Source organism: Arthrobacter sp. P1_B9 (assembly GCF_056406495.1).
In genome coordinates this window covers 17,515-41,991 of sequence record NZ_JBFUAA010000012.1, presented here as the reverse complement: position 1 = coordinate 41,991, position 24,477 = coordinate 17,515, and the positions used below count along the sequence as shown (strand labels likewise).

Genomic DNA, 24,477 nt, shown 5'->3' with positions numbered 1-24,477 from the left:
CACCATCAGAGCAGAGTCGAATCCGTTCCGCAGGTGCCTCGACACCCGAGGAAACCGCGCGTAATCCGGCGACGGAAACAGCCATGGACGCACCCCCAGTACCCGATCGGACGCAGCGCGAAGCAGTCCGTAACAGGGCAAGACTCACGCGGTCATTTGCGCCCATCCTGGGACACACCCGTGCCACACCGGCCCGGCACTGTGAAGTCTTGGTGACGCCCGGCGACGGCGCGTGAAGGGGCCGGCGCCGCGCCACTGTCGTGCATGGGACGAAAGATTGCTGGAGATGTGGCCGAATGTTGCGCGCCGGCGCGGTACCGGCGGTTAGGGCCCAGCACGACCAGGCGCACAACAGGACGAATAAAGGCGTGTCCGCCGCTGCTCTTAAGCAGCGGCGAACACGCCTTGATCATCGGGCCGAGCCGCTGCTTACATTCCGGGGATCTGCTGCGCCTCGTGAACCTCGATTTCGCAGCCGCCGGGCATGTTCAGGTGCGGGTGCACCTTGGCCAGTTCCACGGCCGCCTCAAGGCTGTCGGCCTCGATGATGCTGTATCCGGCGACTTCACGCTGGCTTGGCGCAGTGGCTCCGCCCGCGGAAACGCGGACACCGTTGGCCAGCGGCGTTCCGAAGTCGATCAGGCCGTTGCCGACCTTGGCGGCCCAGTTGTTCCACTGTTCCATGGCGGCTGCCATGTCATCCGGCGCGGGCGGCGCGGCCTCGGCGGGGGTCATCGGGGCGTGATAGAGGAAGACGAACTTGGTCATGTTGCTCCTGCTTTCCTGGCGGTCTTGACGGGCTTAGGTTGGAAAACTTCAGACGGCGACGGTCCGGCCGGTGAACGCGATCAGGCGCTCCAGGCTGCTCGCAGTCTCCGCGACCGGCTGGACAGCGGCGAAGCTGCCGCTGGCGCGGACCTGGTCCGAGATGGTCACCAAGGCCAGGGCCTCAACGTGATCCGTGACGACGTCGGAAACTACAAGTTCCTGGCCGGTGGCCTTCGCGAAGTCCCACGCGTGGACGAGCAGCTCGAGGTTGACGATCCCGGCGACGACGGTCGCGGGCAGCTCGGCGAAGCCCATGTCGATGGTGCCTTCGAAGCCGCGGCGGCTGAACGCCTCCAGGGTGGCCTGCGCGAGTCCGGCGATGCGAACTTCCGGGCCCGCCCCGGCGTCGTCGCTTACGTCCGCGCCCAGCGCCCCGCCGATCTGCTTCAGCGAACCGGCCAGGTGCTCCAGCAACTCGTGGGCCGTGAAATTTTCGCAGGGAGTGGCTTTCTCACGGTCCTCCGGGGTGAGCTTGCGCAGCACGCCCAGGAGCACGGCGAGCGAAGCCTCGGCCGAGCTGAGGTGATCGATCGGGTCCGGGGCAGCCGACCATGCGTCCGGACCGGCGCCGTCCGGGGAGGAGGTCTCGGCGATCAGGCGGCCAAGGTAGTGGTTCCAGCCTTCGGCATGTGCTGCGGCCTGTTCGGCGTTGAGGCCGGCATGGACCAGGCGGAGCGTGGTGCCCCCGGCGTCGGGCTCCAGCGTGATGGTCACGGTGGACGCGCCCGGCGCCAGGTCCATTCCGGACTCCCAGCCCCAAGTGAAGACGATGCGCTTGCCCGGCTCGATCTCCTGGAATGTGCCGGCGGCGTGGTGGCCGGGAGTGACGGTCCAGCGGTAGTCGCCGCCTATCCGAAGGTCAACGCGGGCCGCCACCGTTTGCCAGCGGCGCAGACGTTCCGGCTCGGTGATGAGCGCAAAGGCCTCGTCGGCGCTGACGGGCAGGTGAATGGTTTTATCGAACGTCATGAGAGTGGTCCCTTGTCTTGAGGCGAAGCATCGGAAGTGGTCGTGTGATGTTGAGGGGGCCGGTGACGCTGGGCGGCAAGTGCGGCCGCATCTGATGCCAGCAGGTCCAGTTCGTAGGTCCAGAACTGTTCGACAAGGTCACGCAGCCGGCCCATGCCGCCTGGGTCGAGTCGGTAGTACCTGTTCCGGCCCTCTTTGCGGGCAGATACCAGGCCGGCCTGCTCCAGGAGCAGCAGGTGCTGGGACACCGCGGAGCGGCTGACCGTGAAATGGGCGGCCAGCTCCCCGACAGCCTGTTCGTGGCTGGCGAGAAGATGCAGCAGGCGTCGCCGGTTCGGCTCCGCAGCAATCTCCAAGGCATCCAACACAACTAATACGTTAGTGATCACTAACGTATTCCGCAAGTGCCCAGCAGTCAGAGGGATCAGGGAACGCAGGCCGGCACCCTTGCGGATCGCGGCCCGGGCATGGCGCAGCTGTTATCGGAGCGGTTTGTCAGGGCGCTATGGCGCGTGCCGGGTTACCGCGTCCCGGGTTAAAGAGATGCCGGTAACCGGGACGGGGAATCCCCGGGCGCAGCGGCTAGAGGCCCCGGTGGTGCTCGATGAGCCATCGCGCCATCTGCTGGGCGCGCTTGGAGGCCAGCGCGTCCCCTTCGGTGGCGGAAATGATGGAGCCTTTCATCAGGATGTGCCAGGACCGGGCAAATTCCTCGGGGCGGTCCAGCCCGGCTTCTTCGGCCAGCGCCTGGATATGCCCGCGGATGCGGCTGAGGTAATCGATGCTCGCCTTGCCCAGCGGGTGCCCGGCGCCCATTTCCAGCAGCACATTGATAAACGAGCACGCCTCGAAATCCTCGCGCTGGAACCAGTCACCGAACACGTCAAAGACGGCGAGCAGCCTCTCCTCGGGGGTGTTGCCCCGCCGGCTGGCCTCGGCCACGATCAGGTCCACGGTCCACACCTGGTCGCGGAGTTCCAGGAAGGCCAGCACCAGGGCGTCCTTGGACGGAAAGTGCCGGTAGAAGGTTGCCTTGGATACCCCTGAACTGCTGATCAGCTCATTGACCCCTACGTCGCGGATGCCGCGGCGGGAGAATAACTCGTAAGCAGTGGCGAGGATACGGTCCACCGGCTCGTCGCGTCCGGCCATGGCTGTGGCGGGCAGCAGCGTAGGACCCTCGGCGTCGTTGACAGTCATGATAAAAAAATTTTACACCGGACCGAGGCGTACAGACCGGTCTGCCTCGGAGTGTGCTATCAGTCTCCGCCGGATTCCACCGGCGCTGTCGGCCAGCACGACGCCGGCGGGCCGGCCGAGGACCCGCCCGGCGCCTTACCCCCACCTAGGGATGCAGAACCCGGTCGCCATCGCGGCGTTGTGAGAAACGACCGTCCAGTGCGTGGACGAAGCTGCGGAGGGTCGCGGATTCGTGCGTGCTGTTGGCCAGCCGGACGATGGCCGAAGCCGTGTGGGCCAACTTGATGTTGTGGTGCTGGCTGTAGGCGGAAAGCCGTTCGAAGGCGTCGTCGGAACCGATGTGGAGTATTCCCATCAGGATGCCCTTGGCCTGTTCGATAAGGCCTCGGGTGCCGATGGCTCCGGCGACGGCCTCGCGGGCGGACCGGTCCGTTTCAAGTTGAACTGTTCTGGTGAGGTCCAGGATGAACCCGTCGACGAACAGCAGCTTCCCGTCACTGTCCAGCACGCCCTCCCCCGCCGTCAGGACGCGGCGTTCACGCCGGCGTGCGTCGAAGAGACGATGATAATTGGCGAAAAAACCTCCGCCACGGCACACATCCTCAAAGATTTCCCTGCACGGCTTCCGGTCGTCAGGATGCACGTGCTGCATAAGAACACCCACCGTGGGCACCACCTCGCCGCGGTGATAGCCGTGGATCTGGTACATCTGCTCGGACCACTGCAGCTCCCCCGAGGCAGCATCGTAGCGAAAGGTCCCGGCGAGGCAGCCCTCGGTGGCCAGCGCGCTGGAATAGGCCTGCAACGCCTTCAACTCCGTCATGGCCGGGCCTGCCTGCCCGGCCCGCCGGCGGCGGCGGCGGCGGACGCCCTGTCCCGGGACACGGTCAGCACGAACTGAGCCCAACCTGCGCAGTCCGCGTCTCCAATGCCTGCCGCCACCGCACGATCAGCTGCTGGTTCCGGGTCCCTGCGAGTCGGCCCAAGAAGCGCGCTGCGGACGGGATGCGGAGGCGCGGCGGCCCTTCAGGAGACCTGGGCGCCCAGCCGCGGGCCGGTCTCGCCCGGGCGCGCTGGCCCTTCACGTGCGCTTCGTGAACTCCGCGCCTCTGAGCGCTGGGTTCCACGGGAATGCCCTCGGCTACGGACTGGAGCAGCGCGTCATCTCGCGGTGCCGAAATTTCCGAGACCAGCCCCATGCCGGCATACTCCCGTACTGCTGCGATCCCGGCCACCGCCGCCGGCAGGTCTGGAAAGGGCCTGGAGAGGGCCATGACGGTCCCGTCCGGGGCCGTAAGTCGAAATCGGTAGGACGTGTCGGAATCGGTGAACAGTTCGAACATGCCTGTCATAGAACCCTCCTGGAAGCCGGGACCCGATTGTTCCCGGCGACGCCGTTGTCACCGGGAACAGCCTGAATCCACCCGAACGATGCCAGTCACTCGTACCGGCCGGATCGAATTGATGAATTCATGAAAGTCTGAACTATGCAACTCACCTGCGCAAGAGGTACCACCCTGTCCGGCGGCGGCGACGACACTGCAGCGGTCCGGCGCTACGATATGTAAGCGGGCTGACCAATTGATGGGTGTGCAAGACAGACTTTTCTGTCTTGCACGTGCTAGTTTTCCTGTCGCCGGGGTCTGCACAGACGCACGGTTCAGAATAGTTGAATGTGAAGGAGGGAGGCACCGATGCCGGATGATCTTCCTGCAAGTCCGGTCCAGACCGATGTGAAGGCAGAACTGTTCAAGGCCATGGGCCACCCTGCCCGAATCCAGTTGCTGGAAATGCTCGCCGACGGACCAGTTGCCGTAAGCCGACTGCGCGACAACACGGGCCTTGAGCCGTCGAACCTCTCCCAACATTTGAGCATTCTCCGCCGCCAGCGCCTGATTGTCCCCTCACGGCGCGAGGGCAGGTTGTTCTATGAACTGGCCAGCCCTGAGGTTAATGTGCTGCTCGCGGCCGCCCGATCCCTGCTCGGATCTCTCCTGGTCACCACCCGGATGACCCTGAGCCCCATGGCTGAAGAGCCTGAAGAAGCAATCCGCTAAATGCCGGCGCACGCCGGACTGTATGGACAACATCGATCGACCGGCCTGGACGCGTCCGGACTAAAACCAGCAGGGGTAGCAATGGCTCACGCCGAGAACGAGACCACCATCAACCGATCACCGGAGGACGTCTATGCGTTCCTCGCGGATGGGCTGAACAACCGCGCATGGCGCTCCGGGGTTCAGGACATAGCACTGAAGAGTGGAACACCCGGGGACCTCGGTGCCGTGTACAGCCAGACCCTCTCGGGCCCCGGCGGCCGGCCGATCGTCGGGGACTATGAAATCACCGCGGCGGACCCCGGAAAGCTCCTGGGCTTCCAGGTGGTGGCCGGTCCGGCCCGTCCGGCCGGTGCGTACCGGCTCAGTGAAGCGCCGGGCGGAACGACCGTTCGTTTCAGCCTGGACCTGGAGCCCAAGGGACTCATGAAGCTCGTGGGCCCGGTGATTGTCCGCACCATGAATGCCGAGGTCGCTCAGTTGACCAATCTCAAGAACGTTCTCGAATCCGCCTAGATGAGGGCGCAGGGCGTTCATTCTTGAGTGTGACCCGTCCCAGCTAAGGCCATCAAGTGGCAAGCAGCAACCTTCATAGGTAACGGTGAAGAAAGGACCATCCTCATGGCTCGGATTTTCATCACAGGCTCCACCGACGGACTTGGCCTCGCCACCGCCCGGACGCTCCTGAACGGCGGCGACGAGGTCCTGCTGCACGCCCGCTCCAGGGAACGCGCCGCCACCCTCGAAGAACTCGCGCCGCTTGCCATCGGCATCGTGATCGGTGACCTCAGCAGGGCCTCCGAAACCCGGGAACTGGCCGCGCAGGTGAACGCTCACGGGCGGATGGACGCCGTCATCCATAACGCGGGCGTCTACCTCTCGCCGGGGCGCGTCGCGACCCCGGAGGGACACTCCCGCACCCTGGCCATCAACGTTCTGGCCCCTTACATTCTCACCGCGCTGATCGAGCGGCCGCACCGCCTGATCTACCTCGGCAGCGGGATGCACCGCGCGGCCGGCGGAAACCTTCAGGACATCGATTGGACCCGACGGCGCTGGGACGCCAGCGCCGCCTACTCCGAGAGCAAGCTCTACGTTTCCGCGCTCTCCGCTGCCGTCGCCCGGCAGTGGACCAACGTGCTCAGCAACTCCGTTGACCCCGGCTGGGTGCCCACCAAGATGGGCGGCGCCGGCGCCCCCGACGACCTCGCCCTGGGCCAGGACACCCAGGGCTGGCTCGCCGTCAGCCCTGACCCGGTCGCCCAGGTCTCCGGAATGTACTGGCACCACCGCCGGCCGCGGAAACCGGCCCCGGAGGTCACAGACGCTGATTTCCAGGACAATCTCACCGACAAACTGGCCGAACTCACCGGCATCGCGCTCTTCTGAAGCGAACCATCGACCCGGCCCGACCGGCACGCAAGGGTAGGTAGTCCCTGCCGGCAGGTCAGGTGGCGGAAAGTATCCCCCAGCCCGTCCCTATCGTGAGCTCCACTTGTCGGCTTAGGCTGGTCGCATTCTATGAACGCAGTTGAGCATCGAACACCGCCGGCATCTGGAAGGCCGGCAGCTGGTTCGAGGGGGCCGGAAGGGGGCCGGGATGACGCCGGCGGACAGGACATGGACACCCGAGGACCAGGGCTGGCTCCGGGAAAACCTGCGTGAGGCCATCGACCACCTGGTGGAGATGGGGTACACGGTGCGCGGGGGGCAAGGCGAAGATCCGGAACTGATTCACCCCGGCGGCTCGGCCGTCCAGACGTGGCGGGAAGACTACCCCTACGAGCAACGGATGTCCCGCGAAGAGTACGAGCTGGAGAAATACCGGCTGCAGGTTGAACTGCTGAAGTTCCAGTACTGGGGCCAGGACCAGGAGCTCAGGCACGTGATCGTCTTCGAGGGCCGGGATGCGGCCGGCAAGGGCGGAACAATCAAGCGCTTCACCGAGCACCTGAATCCCCGCTCGGCCCGGGCAGTGGCATTGAGTAAACCCTCTGACCGTGAACTGGGCCAGTGGTATTTCCAGCGCTACATCCAGCACCTGCCGACGGCCGGGGAGATCGTGATGTTCGACCGCTCCTGGTACAACCGGGCAAATGTGGAGCGGGTCATGGGCTTCTGCTCGGAGCAGGAGTTCGACACCTTTATGGTTCAGGCCCCGCTCTTCGAGCGGATGCTGGTGGATTCCGGGATCCACCTGACCAAGTTCTGGTTCTCGGTGACCCGCCACGAGCAGCGCACCCGTTTTGCGATCCGGCAGATCGACCCGGTGCGGCGCTGGAAACTCTCGCCCATCGATCTCGCCTCCCTGGACCGGTGGGAGGAGTACACGGCCGCCAAGGAGGAGACGTTCCTTCGGACCGACACGGACCATGCGCCGTGGATCACCATCAAGTTCAACGACAAGAAGCGGGGTCGGATCAACGCCATGCGCTACTTCCTCAACCAGTTCGACTACGAGGACAAGGACACGTCAGTGGTCCACAGCCCCGACCGGCTGATCGTGCGCCGCGGCCGCGAAGCCGCCGGCGACTAGCGGCTGGCTCGCGGTCGGCGGATGCGCGAACGCACGGCTGCGTCGCGCTCACGGTGGGATCCCAGCAGAAGATGGCACCATGGGGACATGACTCCTGCACACGGTTCTTCAGGCCTTTTCCGGCGTCCCCAGCCCATCAAACCCAAGGCGGGCCAAGAATCGGTGTGGGACTATCCGCGGCCGCCGAGGGTCGAGCCCCGATCCGAACGGGTTATCGTGCGGCTTGGCGGGCAGGTGATTGCCGACACCACCGATGCGGTGCGCGTCCTGGAGACAAGTCACCCGCCTGTCTACTACTTGCCATTGGACTCATTCCCTGCCGGTGTACTCGTCCCGGTCGGGGGCACCAGCTTCTGCGAGTTCAAGGGAGAAGCGCACTACTTCGACGTCGTTGCCGGCGGAGTCGTCGTTCCCCGTGGCGGGTGGACCTATCCCGAACCCACCCTGGGTTTCGGGGCGCTCAGCTCCCGGGTGGCCCTCTACCCGGCTCACATGGACTCCTGCCAAGTCGACGGCGAGCAGGTGACCTTCCAGGAAGGTGACTTCTACGGCGGTTGGATCACCACGCAGATCGTTGGTCCTTTCAAGGGCGGCCCGGGCACGGCCGGGTGGTGAGCACATCGCGCTTACGCCGGCAAGACTTGCTGCCGGTGCGTGTGGCGACTCAGCCGGTGCTCGCTCTGGCGGCTTGAAGCCCGTTGTGCCCCGCCTTGCCGGCGTGATAGCTTTCCGGTGATCGTGATCAATCTTCAGGAGGTGAGACCCATGAACGCAGTTTCCGTAATGGGCGCTCCCCCGAAGTCCACGGTCGCGCGACTGAAGTAGTCGTCTCCGGGAGTGCCGCAAGGCAAATTCGCGAAAGGCGACTCCCATGAACACAACATCTTCTTCAACTCCGCGCATCCGTTCGACGACCGCATCCGGTGCCGTTGCAGTGACGCGGACACCACAGCCCGGAAATTGGCCCGTTCCCGGCCAACAGACCGGCGCCGCACGACGGACCGGCAACACACACACGCGGGCCTTGGTGCTCGCCGGCGCCGGAGCGGCAGGCAATGCGTGGGAACTCGGTCTCATCGCCGGCCTGTCCGATGCCGGCATCGATGTCACCGAGGCCGATCTCATCATCGGGACATCGGCAGGATCGACAGTGGCTGCCCAGATCACCAGCGGGACACGGCCGGCCGAACTGTACGCCGCCATCCTCGCCGAGGTGCCTCGGCCACAAGCCGGCCATTCCGGACCGGACAAGGGACGCGCAACGAATTTCTCGGGGCAGACCTATCTGGAGTGGTCCAACGGAATCATTGGTTCTGCTGCGGATGCCTCCGACATGCGCCGCAGGATGGGCGCCGCGGCACTCGAGATGGAAGCTTCCGACGGCTCTGCCCAGATGCGCTGGCGCGACATCGTCGCGGCCCGGCTTCCCAGCCGGCACTGGCCGCAACAGCCCGTGCTGATCGCGGCTGTTGATGCGGATACCGGGGAACCGGTCGTGTTCGACCGCAACAGCGGAATCGATCTGGTGGACGCCGTCGCCGCCAGCACCAGCAACGGCTACCGCATCGGCGGGAGCCGGTACATCAACGGCGGCTATCGACGCAGTGAGAACGCCGACCTGGCGGCTGGATACGGGCTTGTGCTGGTGTTGTCACCCTTCGGCGGCAGGTCGCGGATGCCGCTCGAGTGGGGCATGGATCTCGCCACCCAAGTCGACGAACTGCGCGCCGGGGGCAGCAGGGTCCAAACTATCTTCCCGGATAGCGCCGCGGAGCACATGTTCGGCGCCAATGCGATGGATCTGTCCTTGCGTCCGCCTGCGGCTCGAGCTGGTTACAGCCAGGGCAGAGCCCTCGCGGAGCTGGTCGCCGAAATCTGGCGGTGACGGCCGAAACCTGTCGGTGTTCGACTGTTACGGCGCGAGAGTCCAGGGGTCGCCGTGCGAGGCGCGGTGCCATGCCTGCCGCGGGCCACCCGATTCGTGCGCGACATCTGTCAGCCAGATCGTGCTGTCCGGGGCCCATCCGGCGATGACCGTCGCCGTTTCGGCGTCGACCTGTAGTGGGCGCGTCGCGCCGTCGAGGTAACCCAGGACGGAGAGGTGCGCGGCGTCCCACTCCCCTGCCACTTGTTCCCAATCCGGGATGACCCACCGGCCGTCGCGTCCAGTCAGGCGGAACCAGTCGTGTCGCCGGGATGCAGTGACCTCCATTGGGAACCTGCGGCACAGCGTTATCCAGTCTTTTGCTGTGCCGATCTCAAGTGTCCGGCCCGCTCCCTGAACTGGAACCGTGGTCGCCTGCTCCCAGCCCAGGGAATCTTCCACGAGGCTCAGTGCGGCCGGGACCTGCCCGACGGTGTGGACTAGCCCGTGCGGTATCGACCACCAGGTTCCTGACCAGTTGGCGCGAGGGTCGCCCGGGCGTTCGCGCGCGGCCCGCAATTCACCGGCTCGTTCGTCTCGGCCCCACCCAGCCAGTGTTTGTCGCGGATTCTTCGGCAGCAGTGTCTGGCCGTCTGTCGATCGCCAGTCGATGGCCCACTGCTCCGCCCGGCGAGGCTGCCAGAACCACTGGATGTCGGGCAGCGCCATGACCTGTTCCGCGACGGGCGACAGGGCCGCCGTCACACCCGGGAGATCCGCGAGCACGTCCTCTCCATCGGGTGCCTGCCAGTACCTTGCAGCGTCCACGGACCGCTCGAGGGCCGCCTGGACCAGGTCGCTGTCAAGGTCGGTAAAATCCAGTGAGGCGAGCCTGGCAGCCAGCTGTTCTGGTGACGCGGCAAAGGCCGGCATCGCGGTCTCCCCGGAGGCAGCAGCGCTCAGCAGGACCCGCGAGGTCCCCGGTCCACTATCAAGTTCGTATCCCAACCAGAAGGCCGCCGTTTTGACCTCCGGATCCAGCTGCATCGCCAGTTCGAGGCACAGACGGCGCCCCCGGGGCCCCCGCAGAAATACGTCCACACTTGGCGTCATCAGATCATCCTCCCACCACAGCGCAGCTTTATCTGGAGCGGTCTCAGGTGCCGTCGATGATGGCGGGTATCGTCGCAACGCGTTTTACCATAGCGTGATGGAGACCACGGTTAGCGGAGTTTCTGTGCATTACGCCGAGTACGGCAGTGGCACGCCGGTTCTCGCTCTGCACGGCGCCGGTGTGGATCATCGCGAGATCGCCGGTGCCCTTGAACCGATTTTCGACGACGTGCCTGGCTACCGGCGCCTGTATCCGGACCTGCCCGGGATGGGCCGGACCCCGGCGCCTGAGACGATCACGAGCAATGACGACGTCGTGGACATTCTGCTCGGCCTTATCGCCAGCACTATTGGTGATGAACCGTTTCTTATCGTGGGTCAGTCCTACGGCGGCTACCTGGCCCGTGCGATTGCGAGTCTGCGACCTGATCAGGCCGTCGGGCTGGCGCTAATCTGCCCTGTTGGCCAACAGACGCGCGACGTGCCTCAGCACGAGGTCCTTGTTTCGTCGGTCGATCTGACCGGTGCACTCGGCTCGGATCTCGAGGCTACTTACCGCAGCTACTTCGTTGTGCAGACGCCTGAAACGCTGCGTCGGTTCCAGGAGTATGTGGCTCCCGCAACGTCCCTGGCTGACGAGTCGAGCCTGATGCGGATCTTTTCGCACTGGGAGTTGCGGGATCGGCCGGAAGCCGCGAAAGCCTATCCTCATCCGGTGTTGGTCGTTGCCGGGCGACAGGATGCCACCGCCGGGCACACAGGACCGTCGGAGCTGATCCTGCACTACCCACGCGCTACGTTGGCCGTACTCGACCGCGCCGGCCACGCCTTGATCCATGAGCAACCCAACCTCGTGCGAGCCCTTGCCGCCGACTGGCTCATGCGCGTGCGTGAGGCGTCAGACGACAAAAGCCAGCGGGCAGTGGCGCCCGCATGCGGACGGAATCCCTGTGTCATGGCTCCGCCGAAGAAGGGCAAGGCGATGCGTCCGCGGCGTCCAACCGGCGTCATGCAATGCCCGGTAAGCAGCAAACCATCGCGACGGATTGCAGTCGGGCGGCCAGCGAAAGGACAATGGTGCCCATGACCGCCGTGACCCTCCTGGCCTTTGCCGGGCTGTGCCTGCTGCTTTCCGTTACCCCCGGCCCGGATACCTTCCTGGTGCTGAGGATCTCGCTGCAAAGTGCCGGGGCCGGCCTGGCGGCGGCGCTGGGCTCAGCTCTGGCATCCCTGGTCTGGGCCGCGCTGGTGGGAGTGGGGCTCGCCGCCGTGCTGGAGGACTCGGCGGAAGTGTTCCGTTGGCTGAAGATCGCAGGCGGGTTGTACTTGCTGTATCTGGGAATCTCGTCGCTGATCCGGGCGCGCCGCACAACTGCATCCCCGGCGGCCGGGCACGCTCCCCGCCGGAGCTACAGCCGAAGGACCGGCTTCGGCGCCGGCGCGTTCTCCACACTGCTCAACCCCAAGGTCGGCCTGTTCTACCTCGCCGTCGTGCCGCAGTTCATTCCACACGGCGGCAACACGCTGGATACAGCCATGGTGCTCGGTGCCATCGAAAGCGCCATTGGATTCCTCTACCTGGCGGCTGTAGCCGTCGCGGCAGCGAAGGCAATGGCCTGGCTGCAGCGCCCCCGGGTGAGCAGTTGGCTCGAACGCGGCAGCAGCGGCATCATCGCCGCGCTCGGCCTGGGTGTACTGGCATCCAGCACCAGCTCGTAGCGGCGCGCCGGACCTCGACGGACAGGTGCAGTTCCCTATCCGGTAGAACGCCAACCCGAATCCAGCCGTTCCTCGGGTGGCTGCGACCAGTCGAGGGCATACATCACCGGGATCCTTCGCAGTCCAGGCCTGTTAAGGACGCCACCCCCGAGTTGGCTCATTGACTCCGCGAATTTCACGAAAACGGCGGCCGGTCCTGAAGAGGACCGGCCGCCGCCGAATGAAGATCAGGGTTGCGTCAGGCCTTGGCCTTGCGCTTCACCCAGCCCCATACAGCCGTAGCCACCAGGAGCACCAGTCCGATGATGGCCAACCAGAGCAGACCCTTCACAGCGAAGCCAAGGATCGAAAGAATAAGCCAAATGATAAGCAGTGTGATTATTAGTCCCATACGGAAAGCCTAAGCCACCCAGGTGGCTGCTTCCGAACGATCAGTGATCGTGGCGGAAGATGGCCACGGCTTCGCGGACCGCGTAGTAGACGATGACCATGCCGGCCACGGGGTCGGCCCACCACCAACCGGCAAAGGTGTCCAGCAAGATACCGGCCAGCACGGCGGCCGCCAGAAGACCGTCGATAAACGTCACCTTGCCCTCTGCTATCAGAACGGGATTGCCCAGCGCCATGCCCGTGCGGGCCTTTCCGGCTGAGAGGGCGAACATGACCACTGCCGTGACAGCCGTCCAGATAATTCCGGCGGGGCTCGGCCGTGCGTGGTGCCCGGCCGCCAAGGCAAGTCCGGACTGGATGAGCAGATAGAGGGCCAGGGCAACGAACGCCCCGGCGATCAGCCTCAACGCAAACCGTTGACGCCGTTCCCCGGTCCCGGAGAGTTCCCAGATCACCACGGTGCTGGCACCGATCTCGATCAGGCTGTCCAGGCCGAAGCCGGCCAGCGCCACCGATCCGGCCGTGATGGAAGTGACGGCAAGAACTGCCACTCCGACGACGTTCCAGCCCAACGTGATGCCCTCAAGGATGAACCCGCGACGTCTCAGGCGCGCCATCTCAGGGCGCTTCAAAATTTCAGGCAGCATCTGTGCTCTCTTTCCCGGCGCCCCCGGCGTTTCCGGCGATGGGTGCCGGCAGGCCGGCCAGCCGTTCGATGACGGCAAGCCCGGCCGGGGTGCCCGGCCAATGCCGCCGCAAAGACTCCGGACCCGCGGAGCGGATCACGGAACGAAGAACCAGGGCCATGATGATCACGTCATCGGCATAGCCAATCAGCGGGAGGAAGTCCGGAACAAGATCCAGCGGCAAGAGCAGATATCCCAGCAAAAGCAACAGCTTGATCCGGGCGCCGCGGGATACCGCCGGGTCGGCCGCCAAACGCCTCAGCACGCGCAACACATCCGGCAGCAGCCGCAACGCGTCCCGCATACCCACCGTCTCCGGATGGGACCTCGCATAGACCCACAACCCCAGCAGAAGAACCGCGTAGACGCCAACGAGCCCGGCCAGGATACCCAGCGCCGTCTGCCACCACTGCACGGCCCCTACTCCCCGGCCTCAGGCAGGCCATGGCCTGCCGGGGCATGCAGAGTCGCGTAGACCTTCTCGGCGTACTCGTCGAATACAGCGGAGCACTCGCGCAACTGCTCGTCGGCGGCCTGCGCTTCCGGCAGTTCCAGAACGTCACGGCTTTTCAGATCACGGTACCAGCGCCGCAAGCGGTCCAGGCTCTGCTCTTCCTCTTCCAGCTCCGCCAGAGTGAACTTGCCGCTTCGGGTTTCCTTGGCGATTTCGGCCTCGAACGCCCCGCAATCGCCGGAGAATTCCTTCCACTCATCCAACCTGAGCTCCTCGAATGCCGAGCGCAGGCCTTCCACTCCCGCATCGCCGCTGCCCGGCGTGGGCAGGACAAGGACGCTGCCGGTTCCGCGGCCGGCCAGCTCCACGACCCTCGGCACGGCTTCCGAGAAGAACGGCGTGTCCGGAACGGTCCACACCCCTGAGGCCACTGGCGCAGCACCGATCCTCCGGAGCTCCCGCCACACACCGACCCTCGTCCGTGAGGCCTCACCAGTCAACCGGACAACAAGAACCAACCAATCCATGCGCCAATCATATACTGCTACAACAAGGTAAGTAACAGCTGTTACATCACCCACTGCCCTGGACGGCACAGATACCCGAGGGCCTCGGCCGGTACGTTCGGTCGGTCCGATGGAATCCCTTAGCCCTATCGGCCCGGTCTGAAAATACGGTAGCTCCGGGTGCCTTGGGATGGGACTTTCTGCCTGGCCCGAAGTGCAGGCCGCTTAGGCGGGTTCTGGATACCGACGGCGGAAACGATGCCCCCGAGGATGAGCAACACCGCCGTCACGGTCACCACCCGGTGAAATCCGTCGAGATCAAGTTTGCCGCCCATGACGAGGCCCACCAGCGCGATGCCGACCAGACCGGCAACCCTGCTGACGGCGTTATTCACTGCCGAACCGATACCTGCCTGCTGTTCCGACACCGAACCGAGAATGGCGGCGGTTAGCGGCGCGACTGTCGCCGAGAGCCCGACTGCGAACAGGAGGATCCCGGGCATCAGCTGGGTCCAGTAATCGACCGGGATTTCCGACGCGAGCATCAGGAGATAGCCGCCCCCGGCGAGGGCAGGTCCGAAGGCCATGAACCACCTCGGGCCGAACCGCCCGGCCAGTGAGCCAAACCATGACGCCAAGAGGATGTTGACGAGGCTGACGGGAAGCAAGGCCAGAGCGGCCGACGTCGCCGGAAACCCGGCAACCTGCTGCAGGAAAAGCACGATGATGAACCCGCCGATCGACAGCGCGGCGTAGACGAAGGCCGTAGCCACGTTGCCTACGGCAAAGTTTCGGACGGAGAAGAGGCTGAGCGGCAGGAGCGGGTACTTCGCGGTCTTTTCCCGCCAAATGAACCCGGCGAGGCACAGGATACCGAGGGCGAGGGGCATCAGAATGAGCGGACTCCCCCAGCCATAGTTGCCCTGTTCGATCAACGCGTAGACCGGCCCCGCCAACCCGAGCACACAGAGCACGGCACCCGCGTAGTCGATCCGCACGCCCTCCTTGCGAACATCCTTGACCCGCAACACGGCTAGCAGGTACAAGGTCACGGCAATGGGCAGGACGTTGATTCCGAAGATCCAACGCCAGCCCACCGAATCAACGAGCACTCCGCCGAGCAGGGGTCCCGCGATGAAAGCCACGGTTGTACCGGCAGTCCACTGGCCGATTGCCTTCGCCCGGGGCGCTTCGTCGAAGTTTGATGTGATCAGAGCCAGGGAACTGGGCACCAGCAAGGCGCCCGCGACGCCTTGAAGCGCCCTGGCCAGGACCAGCCAGTCCGCTGTCGGTGCCAGCGCACACATCACTGATGTCGCGCCGAACCCGATCAGGCCTGCCCGGAGAACGACAACCCGGCCCAGCAAATCAGAGAGCGAACCGGCGACAAGGATCAGTGAACCCAGGGTGATCAGGTAGGCATCGACAACCCATTGCTGCGTTGTCAGTCCGCCGCCCAGTTCACGGGAAATGGCCGGCAGCGCTACATTGATGACGCTGCCGTCGAGAAACGACACAAAGGAAGCGAGAATCGCGATCCACAGCACGAGCCTCTGCGTACGCGCCGACGGTAGGGAACTCATCCTTCAAGCTACACCCGCCCCGGCGGTTGCCGGACTCACCTATGGAAGGACGTTCAGCCCGTCGCTCTGGCGACAGACGACGCCGTCGGCTGCGTTTACGTACTCGGCGTATCCTGGCGGCACCGGAGTATATTTTTATGTCTGGTCTCTGTCCCGCCGTTGCCCTATCGTTGGGGCACCGATTACATTCGACCGGCGGAGCTCCGCATCGGAGGTACATGATGGGAATCATCTCGTCTGGTTTTCATGGAAAACGGCGCACCGGCAATCCAGCCTTACCACCCGGCCAATACGAGACGCCAAGCTTTCCCGTACTGACGGCGGGCCCTGCACCTTATATCGCCCGGGCTGACTGGGAATTCTTTATTACAACGGAGACTGGGCAGCGCCGCGCCTGGTCCTGGGACGAGCTCTTGGCGCTACCGCAGATTGATATCCGGACCGATATTCATTGCGTGACCAGCTGGTCCAAGCTAGGCACCTCGTGGCGCGGGGTGTCCCTGGACACCTTGTTCACGGATGTGGAAACAACGTCCGAGTTCACTACCGCTCACTCCTACGGCGGCTATTCGACCAATGTCCCGTTGCAGGACCTGCTGGACGGCCAGGCATGGGTGGCCTGGCAATTCGACGGTGAGCCATTGGAACGGGCCCACGGTGGCCCTGCCCGCCTGCTGATACCCCATCTTTACTTTTGGAAGAGTGCGAAGTGGATCAATGGCATCGAGCTGATGCCGCACGATGTTCCCGGCTTCTGGGAATCGAACGGGTACCACATCTATGGCGACCCGTGGCGCGAGGAGCGTTACTCATGAGGCAGGACAGATGAGCACCCTGTGGCGCGTCGCCGAGGTGATTCGTGGCGTTCCAGAAACGGAATCCTCCAGAACCATCGGCCTGCGCGTGGACGGGCTGAACGGCAACCTTCCCGGCCAGCACATCGATATCCGGCTCACGGCGGACGACGGATACACGGCAGTGCGGTCCTACTCAGTGGCCACAGCCGGCATGGACGAACTCCTGGAGATCACGGTCGACGAACTGGCCAACGGGGAGGTCTCCCCCTACCTGGTCAGAGACCTGATGGTCGGGGACCAGTTGGAGATCCGGGGGCCCGTCGGCGGCTGGTTCGTCTGGCTTCCGACCGACCCCAACCCGGTTCAGCTGATCGCCGGGGGATCCGGCATTGTCCCGCTCATGTCCATGATCCGCGCCCACGAGGCATCCGGGAATCCTTCACAGTTCCGGTTGCTGTACTCGCTGAAATCGCCCGAGGCAGGGTTCTATCGGGAGGAGCTGCTCACCTTGAACCAGGGATCTCCCAAGCTGACGGTCGACTATGTCTATACACGCAAAGTCCCGGAGGGCTGGCCAATGGTCCCGCAGCGACTCACCGCTGAAACACTGTTGGCAAGCATCCTGCCGGCGGACATGGCACCCGACATCTTCATCTGCGGTCAGACGATGTTTGTCGAAACGGTCACAGAGTGGATGGTGCAGGCGGGCTATCCGGCCGCCTCGATCAAGACCGAACGCTTTGGCGGAACGGGAGGAATACGGTGACTGGCAACAACGGCTCCGCTTCCCCTGGTGCTGAGGACCCGCGCCTCGAGGACCAGGACATCGCCGGGACCGGCGGCAATCCGATACCTCATCTTGACGGGAACGCGGCAGCGGGACCCTTGTGGGAACTGTTCCGCATCGACATCATTGCAGCGATCGGTCGGTGCAAGAATTGTGGCGCTGTCAGGGTCTTCGGGGAAGCAGCGGTCTATGCCGATGCCCCGGGAATGGTTGTGCGCTGCAGTTCCTGCGGGGGCGTCCTGCTGCGTCTCGTAGAGACTCCGACTAAATTCTGGCTCGATGTCAGCGGACTCAGCTACCTCCAGATCGACCGGGAGACCTAACGCGCTGCTCTGCTATCCGCACCCCGGCGTGCTCAAGACCGCAGGGGGCGTGAAGGGGTAGCCTGCGACGATGCTGAACACTCTCAACCCTTCATCATGGGAGCCAGTGGATCTGGAACAACGACACTCGGCCGGGCGATCGCCAACCAGTGGTCAGTACCTTTCCTCTAGTTATTTGATCAACGTGTCGCCAGTGCACGGTTAGGCTTGCAGTCATGGCGATCATCCACCAGGCAGAACTGCAGCCGACGAAACTTGAACTTCTCGCACAGTGGCTGCCCCGCCAGCCGTGGTTCACGCAACCCGGCACGGCAGCGCTGCACAAAGTAGGCTCCTACCGGTTCGACGACCCCGCCGGCGAGGTCGGCATAGAAACCATCATCGTGTCGGTGGGCAACTCCACTTTTCAAGTCCCACTCACGTACAGGGCCCAGCCCTTGGCCGGAGCGGAATCCTGGTTGGTCGGAACCATGCAGCACTCGGTTCTCGGCCCGAGGTGGGTTTACGATGCCTGCGCCGATCCAATCTACGTGGCAGCGCTGGCGGCGAGCATCATGCTGGGCCGGCCGCAGGCAGAGCAATACCTCCAAAAGGGGGAAAATCTGGAACTTCTGGCCCAGACGGTCTTCGTGCGAAGCACCGGACCGAAACTCGAGGCAGTCCCTGACGTCTCTTCAGCGGCACCGCGCGCCACCGACGCCGGCACCGCCATCGAGACTGCTGACCTTCACTTGCTTGTTATCCGGCGGCTGGACCTGGATGAGCAACCGGTCGGCCCGCTCGCGCTGACCGGCACCTGGGAAGGTCAGAAGGACAACGTCAAACTCGCCGCCGTCAGTGGTGCCTGACATTTCCGCGGGTTAGGGGCGCCCCACTCCGTCCGTGTCCCGGGATTGGGTATCGCCTTCCTGCCGTTCAGGCTGCATCCCGTGCCGTTCCCGCAGCTCGCGCCCGCGGCGAATGTCCTCTTCTTCGCGGGCCTGGAGCTTATCGCTCTGTTTCGTGTCCCGTGGCGGCAATTGGATGGTCTCTTCGGCCTCAATGCCGGCCTGGAGTTGGCGTCCACGCTCCATCTCGGCGTCGAACTCGGCACCGAACAGCAACGACATGTTCAGGATCCAGAGCCACAGCAGCGAGATAATGACGCCGCCGATCGCACCATAGGTCTTCTCGTAGCTATTGAAGTTGGCCACATAGAAAGCGAAGGCCAGGGACGCCAGCAGGAAGATGACCAAGGCGATAGCGGAACCCAGGCTCATCCAGCGGAACTTGGGCTGCTTTACGTTCGGCGTAGCGTAGTAGAGGATGGCGATCGCCAGAATCACGAGCAACAGAATCACCGGCCACTTGAGAATGTTCCACGCCGTCAGGACGGCCCCGCCCAAGCCGATAGCGTTGCCGACGGCCTCGGCCACCGGCCCGCTCAGCACCAGCATGGCCGAAAGCACAAGAACGATCAGCACGGTGGCAATGGTGACCGCGAGCATCGTGCCCCGAAGCTTGATGAACGGCCGGCCCTCGTCAATTTCGTAGATCCGGTTCATGGCCCGGCCAAACGCGCCGACGTAACCGGAGGCGGACCAGAGGGCGGTGAGGATGCCGAGTACCAGGGTGAGTCCGGCAGCGGAGGAACTGCTGAGCTGCTCGACTGGTTGTTTGATCGCCTGCACAGTGTCACCAGGCGCGAAACCCTGGACGATCTCCAGAAGCGCGGACGTGGTCTTCTCTGCCTGCCCGAAGATGCCCAGCAAAGACACGAGGGCCAACAGCGCCGGGAAAATTGAGAGGACCGAATAGTAGGTCAGGGCTGCGGCGAGATCCGGGCACTGGTCCTTGGTGAACTCACGCAGGGTCTTCTTGACGATGTACTTCCACGAGGGCTTAGTGACGTCGGCCGGGCTGTCCGGTTTACGGGAGTCGTCCGGGGCAGGTGCCGTCCGGGCCTTGGCGGTACTGCTCTCGTCCGTTTCGGCGTCGGTCATGGATTCATTTTCTGCCTTGGTTGGGTTCTTGGCCATTGGAAATTCCTTCGTGGGGTTAAGGGAAATGGCCGGCCGCCCAGCGCATCAGCGAGGGCAGCCGGCCTTATTCAGACGCGGCCTCAGGCCTGCTGAACGTTGTCCTTGGCTTCGGCAGTCCGATCCATGACGTCCCCCACAGCGGCCTGCCCGTCTGCCTTGAGGTGATCGGTTGCGTCCGCGGCAGTGGCCTTGACGTTCTCCATGGCTTCCTGGGCGGGCGCCTTGAGGCCTTCGGCTACTTGCTTGGCGGCGTCCGTCAGTTCCGTGGTGAGTGGCTCGGCCGCCGATTTGAGGGCATCAGCGGCTTCACGCTCCTTCTGGCTGGCCGGGATCAGGGAGGAAACGAGCAGGCCGGCACCAAAGGCGATCAGCCCGGCAGCCAGTGGGTTCCCCCGTGTCCTGTTCTTCAGCTGGCCCGGCGCGCCCGCCACTGCGGAGCCCGCGTCGCTCACATGCGAGCCGACGCTTCCGGTGGTGGAGTGGACGTGGTCGGCGGTGTGGTCTGCGGCTCCCATGACTTTATCCTTCACTCCGAAGACGGCGTCTTTGACGTTCTCTTTGACTCTGTCCGTCTGCCGCTGGACGATATGCGACGGCGTGACTTTGTCAGCGACGGCGTCCACGTTTGTGCCCAGGCGGGCACGGGTTGCTTCAATATCTGCTCGGATGACATCCGGGTTTTCACTCATCGTGTTTCCTCGCTGAATCTAGGAGTTGGGTTTTAGGGTGGGCGGGATTTCCTGGAGGGTTTCAGCCGTCCTCGGCATGCCCTTGATCGCGTTCAGTTCCTTGCGGCCCATGGCTGCCAGAACGGCGGCTACAACTGCCCAGATGACGGCGACAACAACGCCGGACCAGCCCAGTCCCATCACGATCCCCAGCGCCCACCAGAGCGCCAAAGACAGAAACAGGAGCACGAAATGGCCAGCGACGCCGGCGCCGGCGAGCATGCCGGTGCCTTTGCCTGCCCGGGTGGCGGACTGCTTAAGTTCGACCTTGGCCAGTTCCACTTCCTGTCGCATCAGGGTGGACATGTCCCGTGTGACCTCACCGAGGAGGTCACCCAGGGAAGTCGATTCAGCCTTTGCCTGCGCGGCTGTGGGAGGCATTTCGCTGCTCATCGACGGCCACCGTCAAAGGGGTCATCGCGCAGCGGATCAGCCTGCTGCAATGGCTCACCGGCCACGGACTCTGAGGACCGGCGGCCCTGCCCGGCGTCGCGGAGCGGATCGGGGGTTCCCAAATCGGAGTCCAGCGGATTCGGCGGGTAGGTGTCGGCTAGGCCCGCCGTCGTGGTTTGCGGAGCGGGCATCTGTACCGGCGGCGGCGGAACCGCTACCCCGGTATCGGGGATCCGGCCGCCAGTGGACGTGCCCGTAGCGGTAGCGCCCGTCGCTTCGGGGGCGCCGGCGCTCAAGCTGCGGCTGAGACGCCCCGCCAGAACACCGGCTCCGGCCGCGAGCAGGAGGAAGGTTCCCGGGCGCTGGCGGGCAAAGGACTTAACCTCGGTCAGCAGCGAACCCGGATCCCGGCCATCGAGCCAGGACGCAACAGCGGAGGACCGCTCGGCAGCTTGGCGGACAAGGTCGGTGGCCACGCCGGGCTGGTCGGAGGCGGCAGCCATGGAATGCAGTTCGCCGGCGACGGACCGCAGACCTTCGGCGACCTTCTGCTGCTGGGTTCCTGCCTGCTCGGTGAGATCGGACTTGGCCTGGTGAAGCAGGTCCCGGGCATTGGTCTTGACCTCGGCGGCAACGTTGACTGCCTCCGTCTTAGCCGTCTCGGCGACGTTCTGGGCAGCATCTGCCGCGTGCCGCGTTACGTCCGCAGCTTCGTCCTTGGCCGCTTCCTGTTTGGAGTCAGCGCGTCCCGTGCCTTGTGGGGGCACAACTCCAACGCCGGCGTACCGGTCCGGGGAAGCTTCGGGTGCTGCCTGGGCCCATGGGTTCTGTGTCATCGTTGCTCTCTTTCAGGAATGGTCCGCTTGGGATCGTGACTAGCGCTACCGGATGAAATTAGTAAGCACGGTTACTAACTAAATACTAAGCACACTTGCTATATGTCGCGCAAGGCCTCGATCGAAAATCGGACGGGCCGCCTCCCGCCCGCCTGGTGACGCGCGGCGCGCACTGCAAGCCGCGCGTGAAAAATAGTAAGCATACTTGCCAAAAAGGAGTCCGGCATGCATATGGTGGGGGTCCAGCGTCGGCGCTTTGTGCCGCCGTCGCAGGTAGCGTGACTTTCGTTGCCACCCAATCAGGAAGGTCGTCTTCGTGATCCTCGCCCGCGAGCCCCACGCCCGGGACGTTTACCGGCTTCTAACCGCAGCGGCCCGTTTAGTGCAACGCCTCCACGACGATGCCCTGGCGCCACTGGGATTGACGCGTGCCGCCGTCATCGCACTGGAAGCCGTGGCTCCCCGCCCCATGTACCAGGAACAGCTCGCCGCAAGAGTTCATGTCCAAAGCCAAACGCTCGGCCGCGTCCTTGCCCGGCTCGAGGACGCGGGTCTGGTCACCAGGACGCGCAACCCGGACGATCGGCGCCAATTTCAGGTCGAGATTACCGACGCCGGCACAGCCGCACTGCAAGCAGCCTCCCAGGCTGAGCGCGCAGCCGTTCCTGCCGACTTCGACGGGTGGGAGGCCCTGTCTGAGCAACTCGCCCGGTTTGTGGATTTCTTCCAGGCTCCACGGCCCGGCACCCAAGGCTCCACGACCGGGAACTCCAGGCTCGACGTGCCCTCCCCTGCCCAAGACGGCCTCCGGCGCCAATGAACTAGCCGCCCGCGGCTGGGTGCCTCTGGGCCTCCCCCGCCCGGCGCCCACGGGCAGTCGCCGCTTCCATTGCAGTTCGGACCGGCAAGGGGCGAGCAAGACAGAAGGCCCATGAGCCGGGTATTGCGCGTTACTATGCATGCTGATTAAATCGCCGTTACGGCCGCATTCCACGACCGGTCTACCGAAAGGAAGTACAAAGATGGGAATTCTCGCTTTTCTCATTCTCGGCCTTATCGCTGGAGCTATCGCCAAGGCGGTCCTTCCCGGCCGTCAAGGAGGCGGCTGGCTGATTACACTCGTTGTTGGCGTCGTGGGCGCAATCCTCGGAGGTTGGATCGGCTCGTTGATCTTCGGCGGAGGGCTCGCTGACTTCTTTGACCTGCGGACCTGGCTCCTCTCCATCCTCGGGGCCGTTATTGTGCTCCTGATCTATGGGGCTCTTGCCGGTCGGAGGACCAGGGCGTAGCAGCCTCGATCCTCCGGATGCAGGGCTGCCACTGAGGACGCCCTGCGACTTCTGTTAGACGGCTGCGGGCCGCTGCTGAAACACCCCGGGAGGAACCACCCGGCGTTTCTCGGCCCGCGCCGCCGAGTCCAACGGCATGACGGTTGACCTCATGCCGGGCGCCCGCCCGCAACGCTTCGTCGAGAACAAGCTTTGAAAGCCTCCGAGCGCAGCCCCGGCGGCCGGTTCCGCTGTCGTAAGTAGTAATCGCCAAAGCGGCAGAAGTCATTGCTCCGCGCGCATCCGACACCATGCGACCAGAGATGCTAAACAGCAAGGAGATAGACATGGACAACCTATTCCGCCGCACAGGCATCGACGTGCCCGAACCAGTCCGGCGCTTCCTGCAAGGCGAGACGGACACCTGGCTCAGGGTCGAAGAATACCGGGACGGAAACACCTTGGTGGTCAGAACCGATATCCCCGGCATCGACCCGGACAAGGACATCGATATCACCGTCACCGAGGGCAACTTGAATATCGCTGCCCGGCGCACCGAGCCCGCGCACAAGGATCAACCGGGTTACCGAAGCGAAGTGCGGTACGGCGAATATTCGCGAAGCGTCCCGCTGCCCCGCGGCGCGGACCCCGACACCGTCGAGGCCAGCTACATCGACGGTGTCTTGGAAATCCGCGCCCAGATCCCGGAGCAGTCCGGACCGTCCGCCACGAAAGTCCATGTCTCCCGCGGTGGAAACCAGTCACCGGAAGCACCAGAGAACTTCGTGACCTGAACGGCATTTTCGGCACTTGACTCGCCCGGCACCCACCAGCGACCGCGGGTGCCTTCTGGCAGGGCGAAGGGGGCCATCGGTATTGGTTCACCGGTGCCCAGCCTCGCCGCGGCCTCCGCAGCCCCCGCCTCCGAAAATTGCCACAGAGCGGAAACCATCTCATGACTATCAAGATCAATGACGCGGCGCTGCGTCATGCTCGGCAGCTCATCAAGGACTCGAGGTTTGCCCGGGATACCCGTGACGATTGGAGCGAGCACGCGCCCGACGCTGAGACAGAAAATGCATTCATCGACAAGCACGGGTACAAGGAGTACGGCACGTGGCATCTGGGCGAAGACGCCGAGAAGACGCACGACACGAAGGGGCGCTACAGCTTTCCCTTCGGTGATTTCCGCCGGCTGCATCGCTGCGCGATTCTCGCCATCCAGAGCCGGGCCGCCCAGAATAACTACGATGACGTCGCCGCCGCAGCGAAGTCTCTGCTCGACGAACTGGACCAAGACTAGACCTGGTCCAGCACAATTCTCTCTCCGCCATCGCCTCGCGCAAGGACCCCACCTGTACGGCCCGGAATGCCCGCCGCGGGTGTCCTCACCGGGCCGTCTCTTGGGCGCCCGGGCTT

At 64.4% G+C, this 24,477-nt stretch carries 32 protein-coding genes; 16 read left to right on the top strand and 16 right to left on the bottom strand.

All coding sequences use genetic code 11. The features are described 5' to 3' along the window. Positions 1 to 429: 429 nt before the first annotated feature. The 6 genes from AC1D1A_RS15985 to AC1D1A_RS15960 all read right to left on the bottom strand — a co-directional run bounded on the left by AC1D1A_RS15985 (position 430) and on the right by AC1D1A_RS15960 (position 4,271). Positions 430 to 768 (bottom strand): YciI family protein, encoded by a 339-nt coding sequence (locus AC1D1A_RS15985; protein WP_476849201.1) that lies wholly within the window; start codon positions 766 to 768, stop codon positions 430 to 432. Positions 769 to 816: 48 nt separating this feature from the next. Further along, positions 817 to 1,797: a TIGR03086 family metal-binding protein gene (locus tag AC1D1A_RS15980; RefSeq protein ID WP_476849202.1), complete on the bottom strand. Its 981-nt coding sequence runs from the start codon at positions 1,795 to 1,797 to the stop codon at positions 817 to 819. Next, on the bottom strand, positions 1,794 to 2,186 hold the full coding sequence (locus tag AC1D1A_RS15975) for an ArsR/SmtB family transcription factor (RefSeq protein WP_230008795.1): 393 nt from the start codon (positions 2,184 to 2,186) through the stop codon (positions 1,794 to 1,796). The genes AC1D1A_RS15980 and AC1D1A_RS15975 overlap by 4 nt, the downstream gene beginning before the upstream one ends. A 193-nt stretch (positions 2,187 to 2,379) precedes the next feature. Beyond that, positions 2,380 to 2,997 carry a TetR/AcrR family transcriptional regulator gene (locus AC1D1A_RS15970; RefSeq protein ID WP_018772833.1) on the bottom strand — a complete coding sequence of 206 codons (618 nt, stop codon included), beginning with the start codon at positions 2,995 to 2,997 and terminating at the stop codon, positions 2,380 to 2,382. A 145-nt stretch (positions 2,998 to 3,142) separates the two neighbouring features. After that, positions 3,143 to 3,820, bottom strand: a complete 678-nt coding sequence (locus AC1D1A_RS15965; protein WP_476849203.1) for a PAS and ANTAR domain-containing protein — start codon at positions 3,818 to 3,820, stop codon at positions 3,143 to 3,145. A 64-nt stretch (positions 3,821 to 3,884) separates the two neighbouring features. After that, positions 3,885 to 4,271, bottom strand: a complete 387-nt coding sequence (locus AC1D1A_RS15960; protein WP_476858762.1) for a hypothetical protein — start codon at positions 4,269 to 4,271, stop codon at positions 3,885 to 3,887. Positions 4,272 to 4,691: 420 nt separating this feature from the next. On the opposite strand from AC1D1A_RS15960, the gene AC1D1A_RS15955 reads away from it, so the two are divergent. From AC1D1A_RS15955 to AC1D1A_RS15930, 6 genes are all read left to right on the top strand, one after another. Next, positions 4,692 to 5,054, top strand: coding sequence for an ArsR/SmtB family transcription factor (locus tag AC1D1A_RS15955; RefSeq protein WP_028276286.1), 363 nt, complete (start codon positions 4,692 to 4,694; stop codon positions 5,052 to 5,054). Between the two features lie 81 nt (positions 5,055 to 5,135). Continuing rightward, the gene (locus AC1D1A_RS15950; protein ID WP_223916232.1) at positions 5,136 to 5,570 is read left to right on the top strand and encodes an SRPBCC family protein; all 435 of its coding nucleotides are present in this window, start codon (positions 5,136 to 5,138) and stop codon (positions 5,568 to 5,570) included. Positions 5,571 to 5,675: 105 nt separating this feature from the next. Next, a complete protein-coding gene (locus AC1D1A_RS15945) occupies positions 5,676 to 6,443 on the top strand; it encodes an SDR family NAD(P)-dependent oxidoreductase (protein WP_476948137.1) in 768 nt (255 codons plus the stop codon). Between the two features lie 211 nt (positions 6,444 to 6,654). Continuing rightward, positions 6,655 to 7,590: a polyphosphate kinase 2 gene (gene ppk2 / locus AC1D1A_RS15940; protein WP_476948136.1), complete on the top strand. Its 936-nt coding sequence runs from the start codon at positions 6,655 to 6,657 to the stop codon at positions 7,588 to 7,590. Positions 7,591 to 7,677: 87 nt separating this feature from the next. Then, complete coding sequence (locus tag AC1D1A_RS15935) at positions 7,678 to 8,205, top strand: DUF427 domain-containing protein (protein ID WP_476855816.1); 528 nt, start codon at positions 7,678 to 7,680, stop codon at positions 8,203 to 8,205. Between the two features lie 256 nt (positions 8,206 to 8,461). Continuing rightward, positions 8,462 to 9,475: a patatin-like phospholipase family protein gene (locus tag AC1D1A_RS15930; RefSeq protein ID WP_476948135.1), complete on the top strand. Its 1,014-nt coding sequence runs from the start codon at positions 8,462 to 8,464 to the stop codon at positions 9,473 to 9,475. A gap of 27 nt (positions 9,476 to 9,502) precedes the next feature. On the opposite strand, the gene AC1D1A_RS15925 is transcribed toward AC1D1A_RS15930, so the two are convergent. Next, the gene (locus AC1D1A_RS15925; protein ID WP_476948134.1) at positions 9,503 to 10,567 is read right to left on the bottom strand and encodes a hypothetical protein; all 1,065 of its coding nucleotides are present in this window, start codon (positions 10,565 to 10,567) and stop codon (positions 9,503 to 9,505) included. Positions 10,568 to 10,664: 97 nt separating this feature from the next. Here AC1D1A_RS15925 and AC1D1A_RS15920 point away from each other — a divergent pair, with 97 nt between their 5' ends. Beyond that, positions 10,665 to 11,654 (top strand): alpha/beta fold hydrolase, encoded by a 990-nt coding sequence (locus AC1D1A_RS15920; RefSeq protein WP_476948133.1) that lies wholly within the window; start codon positions 10,665 to 10,667, stop codon positions 11,652 to 11,654. Further along, complete coding sequence (locus AC1D1A_RS15915; RefSeq protein WP_476849211.1) at positions 11,651 to 12,286, top strand: LysE family translocator; 636 nt, start codon at positions 11,651 to 11,653, stop codon at positions 12,284 to 12,286. The genes AC1D1A_RS15920 and AC1D1A_RS15915 overlap by 4 nt, the downstream gene beginning before the upstream one ends. A 238-nt stretch (positions 12,287 to 12,524) precedes the next feature. Here the strand turns inward: AC1D1A_RS15915 and AC1D1A_RS15910 are convergent, their stop codons facing one another. The 5 genes from AC1D1A_RS15910 to AC1D1A_RS15890 all read right to left on the bottom strand — a co-directional run bounded on the left by AC1D1A_RS15910 (position 12,525) and on the right by AC1D1A_RS15890 (position 15,905). Next, entirely contained in the window at positions 12,525 to 12,677 is a 153-nt protein-coding gene (locus AC1D1A_RS15910; RefSeq protein WP_028276278.1) for an LPXTG cell wall anchor domain-containing protein, read from the bottom strand. Positions 12,678 to 12,717: 40 nt separating this feature from the next. After that, complete coding sequence (locus AC1D1A_RS15905; RefSeq protein ID WP_230009188.1) at positions 12,718 to 13,293, bottom strand: cation efflux transmembrane domain-containing protein; 576 nt, start codon at positions 13,291 to 13,293, stop codon at positions 12,718 to 12,720. A 19-nt stretch (positions 13,294 to 13,312) separates the two neighbouring features. Then, the gene (locus tag AC1D1A_RS15900; RefSeq protein WP_230009189.1) at positions 13,313 to 13,777 is read right to left on the bottom strand and encodes a DUF1232 domain-containing protein; all 465 of its coding nucleotides are present in this window, start codon (positions 13,775 to 13,777) and stop codon (positions 13,313 to 13,315) included. A 5-nt stretch (positions 13,778 to 13,782) separates the two neighbouring features. After that, positions 13,783 to 14,343: a Chromate resistance protein ChrB gene (locus AC1D1A_RS15895; protein ID WP_476948132.1), complete on the bottom strand. Its 561-nt coding sequence runs from the start codon at positions 14,341 to 14,343 to the stop codon at positions 13,783 to 13,785. A 125-nt stretch (positions 14,344 to 14,468) separates the two neighbouring features. Beyond that, the gene (locus AC1D1A_RS15890) at positions 14,469 to 15,905 is read right to left on the bottom strand and encodes an MFS transporter (protein WP_476858486.1); all 1,437 of its coding nucleotides are present in this window, start codon (positions 15,903 to 15,905) and stop codon (positions 14,469 to 14,471) included. A 221-nt stretch (positions 15,906 to 16,126) separates the two neighbouring features. Here AC1D1A_RS15890 and AC1D1A_RS15885 point away from each other — a divergent pair, with 221 nt between their 5' ends. The 4 genes from AC1D1A_RS15885 (at position 16,127) to AC1D1A_RS15870 (ending at position 18,660) form a co-directional block, all read left to right on the top strand. Beyond that, the gene (locus AC1D1A_RS15885) at positions 16,127 to 16,720 is read left to right on the top strand and encodes a sulfite oxidase-like oxidoreductase (protein ID WP_476948183.1); all 594 of its coding nucleotides are present in this window, start codon (positions 16,127 to 16,129) and stop codon (positions 16,718 to 16,720) included. A gap of 10 nt (positions 16,721 to 16,730) precedes the next feature. Further along, on the top strand, positions 16,731 to 17,468 hold the full coding sequence (locus AC1D1A_RS15880) for an FAD-binding oxidoreductase (protein WP_476849215.1): 738 nt from the start codon (positions 16,731 to 16,733) through the stop codon (positions 17,466 to 17,468). Continuing rightward, positions 17,465 to 17,812 carry a DUF6510 family protein gene (locus AC1D1A_RS15875; RefSeq protein ID WP_476849216.1) on the top strand — a complete coding sequence of 116 codons (348 nt, stop codon included), beginning with the start codon at positions 17,465 to 17,467 and terminating at the stop codon, positions 17,810 to 17,812. Before AC1D1A_RS15880 ends, AC1D1A_RS15875 begins: the two co-directional genes overlap by 4 nt. A gap of 215 nt (positions 17,813 to 18,027) precedes the next feature. Further along, a complete protein-coding gene (locus AC1D1A_RS15870) occupies positions 18,028 to 18,660 on the top strand; it encodes a CG0192-related protein (RefSeq protein ID WP_476855810.1) in 633 nt (210 codons plus the stop codon). Between the two features lie 12 nt (positions 18,661 to 18,672). Here AC1D1A_RS15870 and AC1D1A_RS15865 read toward each other — a convergent pair whose 3' ends face one another. The 4 genes from AC1D1A_RS15865 to AC1D1A_RS15850 all read right to left on the bottom strand — a co-directional run bounded on the left by AC1D1A_RS15865 (position 18,673) and on the right by AC1D1A_RS15850 (position 21,790). Continuing rightward, entirely contained in the window at positions 18,673 to 19,830 is a 1,158-nt protein-coding gene (locus AC1D1A_RS15865; RefSeq protein WP_476855809.1) for a YihY/virulence factor BrkB family protein, read from the bottom strand. 83 nt (positions 19,831 to 19,913) lie between these two features. Next, entirely contained in the window at positions 19,914 to 20,522 is a 609-nt protein-coding gene (locus AC1D1A_RS15860) for a DUF3618 domain-containing protein (RefSeq protein WP_476948131.1), read from the bottom strand. Between the two features lie 18 nt (positions 20,523 to 20,540). Next, the gene (locus tag AC1D1A_RS15855) at positions 20,541 to 20,942 is read right to left on the bottom strand and encodes a phage holin family protein (RefSeq protein WP_043435594.1); all 402 of its coding nucleotides are present in this window, start codon (positions 20,940 to 20,942) and stop codon (positions 20,541 to 20,543) included. A gap of 8 nt (positions 20,943 to 20,950) precedes the next feature. Next, positions 20,951 to 21,790 carry a hypothetical protein gene (locus AC1D1A_RS15850; protein WP_476855807.1) on the bottom strand — a complete coding sequence of 280 codons (840 nt, stop codon included), beginning with the start codon at positions 21,788 to 21,790 and terminating at the stop codon, positions 20,951 to 20,953. Positions 21,791 to 22,106: 316 nt separating this feature from the next. Between AC1D1A_RS15850 and AC1D1A_RS15845 the strand changes: the two genes are divergently transcribed. The 4 genes from AC1D1A_RS15845 (at position 22,107) to AC1D1A_RS15830 (ending at position 24,361) form a co-directional block, all read left to right on the top strand. Next, positions 22,107 to 22,610, top strand: coding sequence for a MarR family winged helix-turn-helix transcriptional regulator (locus tag AC1D1A_RS15845; RefSeq protein WP_476855806.1), 504 nt, complete (start codon positions 22,107 to 22,109; stop codon positions 22,608 to 22,610). A gap of 202 nt (positions 22,611 to 22,812) precedes the next feature. Then, positions 22,813 to 23,079 (top strand): GlsB/YeaQ/YmgE family stress response membrane protein, encoded by a 267-nt coding sequence (locus tag AC1D1A_RS15840; RefSeq protein ID WP_028276267.1) that lies wholly within the window; start codon positions 22,813 to 22,815, stop codon positions 23,077 to 23,079. A gap of 326 nt (positions 23,080 to 23,405) precedes the next feature. Next, positions 23,406 to 23,852 (top strand): Hsp20/alpha crystallin family protein, encoded by a 447-nt coding sequence (locus tag AC1D1A_RS15835; protein ID WP_476849222.1) that lies wholly within the window; start codon positions 23,406 to 23,408, stop codon positions 23,850 to 23,852. Positions 23,853 to 24,013: 161 nt separating this feature from the next. After that, positions 24,014 to 24,361 carry a hypothetical protein gene (locus tag AC1D1A_RS15830; protein ID WP_476849223.1) on the top strand — a complete coding sequence of 116 codons (348 nt, stop codon included), beginning with the start codon at positions 24,014 to 24,016 and terminating at the stop codon, positions 24,359 to 24,361. The last annotated feature ends 116 nt before the right edge of the window (positions 24,362 to 24,477 follow it).

Coding starts and splice junctions, on each gene's coding strand:
- AC1D1A_RS15925 (WP_476948134.1), bottom strand. CDS start 10,567: ATGACGCCAAGTGTGGACGTATTTCTGCGGGGGCCCCGGGGGCGCCGT.
- AC1D1A_RS15930 (WP_476948135.1), top strand. CDS start 8,462: ATGAACACAACATCTTCTTCAACTCCGCGCATCCGTTCGACGACCGCA.
- ppk2 (WP_476948136.1), top strand. CDS start 6,655: ATGACGCCGGCGGACAGGACATGGACACCCGAGGACCAGGGCTGGCTC.
- AC1D1A_RS15905 (WP_230009188.1), bottom strand. CDS start 13,293: ATGGCGCGCCTGAGACGTCGCGGGTTCATCCTTGAGGGCATCACGTTG.
- AC1D1A_RS15895 (WP_476948132.1), bottom strand. CDS start 14,343: ATGGATTGGTTGGTTCTTGTTGTCCGGTTGACTGGTGAGGCCTCACGG.
- AC1D1A_RS15835 (WP_476849222.1), top strand. CDS start 23,406: ATGGACAACCTATTCCGCCGCACAGGCATCGACGTGCCCGAACCAGTC.
- AC1D1A_RS15970 (WP_018772833.1), bottom strand. CDS start 2,997: ATGACTGTCAACGACGCCGAGGGTCCTACGCTGCTGCCCGCCACAGCC.
- AC1D1A_RS15980 (WP_476849202.1), bottom strand. CDS start 1,797: ATGACGTTCGATAAAACCATTCACCTGCCCGTCAGCGCCGACGAGGCC.
- AC1D1A_RS15915 (WP_476849211.1), top strand. CDS start 11,651: ATGACCGCCGTGACCCTCCTGGCCTTTGCCGGGCTGTGCCTGCTGCTT.
- AC1D1A_RS15910 (WP_028276278.1), bottom strand. CDS start 12,677: ATGGGACTAATAATCACACTGCTTATCATTTGGCTTATTCTTTCGATC.
- AC1D1A_RS15960 (WP_476858762.1), bottom strand. CDS start 4,271: ATGGCCCTCTCCAGGCCCTTTCCAGACCTGCCGGCGGCGGTGGCCGGG.
- AC1D1A_RS15850 (WP_476855807.1), bottom strand. CDS start 21,790: ATGACACAGAACCCATGGGCCCAGGCAGCACCCGAAGCTTCCCCGGAC.
- AC1D1A_RS15945 (WP_476948137.1), top strand. CDS start 5,676: ATGGCTCGGATTTTCATCACAGGCTCCACCGACGGACTTGGCCTCGCC.
- AC1D1A_RS15985 (WP_476849201.1), bottom strand. CDS start 768: ATGACCAAGTTCGTCTTCCTCTATCACGCCCCGATGACCCCCGCCGAG.
- AC1D1A_RS15830 (WP_476849223.1), top strand. CDS start 24,014: ATGACTATCAAGATCAATGACGCGGCGCTGCGTCATGCTCGGCAGCTC.
- AC1D1A_RS15935 (WP_476855816.1), top strand. CDS start 7,678: ATGACTCCTGCACACGGTTCTTCAGGCCTTTTCCGGCGTCCCCAGCCC.
- AC1D1A_RS15840 (WP_028276267.1), top strand. CDS start 22,813: ATGGGAATTCTCGCTTTTCTCATTCTCGGCCTTATCGCTGGAGCTATC.
- AC1D1A_RS15885 (WP_476948183.1), top strand. CDS start 16,127: ATGGGAATCATCTCGTCTGGTTTTCATGGAAAACGGCGCACCGGCAAT.
- AC1D1A_RS15860 (WP_476948131.1), bottom strand. CDS start 20,522: ATGAGTGAAAACCCGGATGTCATCCGAGCAGATATTGAAGCAACCCGT.
- AC1D1A_RS15955 (WP_028276286.1), top strand. CDS start 4,692: ATGCCGGATGATCTTCCTGCAAGTCCGGTCCAGACCGATGTGAAGGCA.
- AC1D1A_RS15870 (WP_476855810.1), top strand. CDS start 18,028: ATGGCGATCATCCACCAGGCAGAACTGCAGCCGACGAAACTTGAACTT.
- AC1D1A_RS15865 (WP_476855809.1), bottom strand. CDS start 19,830: ATGGCCAAGAACCCAACCAAGGCAGAAAATGAATCCATGACCGACGCC.
- AC1D1A_RS15965 (WP_476849203.1), bottom strand. CDS start 3,820: ATGACGGAGTTGAAGGCGTTGCAGGCCTATTCCAGCGCGCTGGCCACC.
- AC1D1A_RS15950 (WP_223916232.1), top strand. CDS start 5,136: ATGGCTCACGCCGAGAACGAGACCACCATCAACCGATCACCGGAGGAC.
- AC1D1A_RS15890 (WP_476858486.1), bottom strand. CDS start 15,905: ATGAGTTCCCTACCGTCGGCGCGTACGCAGAGGCTCGTGCTGTGGATC.
- AC1D1A_RS15920 (WP_476948133.1), top strand. CDS start 10,665: ATGGAGACCACGGTTAGCGGAGTTTCTGTGCATTACGCCGAGTACGGC.
- AC1D1A_RS15855 (WP_043435594.1), bottom strand. CDS start 20,942: ATGCCTCCCACAGCCGCGCAGGCAAAGGCTGAATCGACTTCCCTGGGT.
- AC1D1A_RS15880 (WP_476849215.1), top strand. CDS start 16,731: ATGAGCACCCTGTGGCGCGTCGCCGAGGTGATTCGTGGCGTTCCAGAA.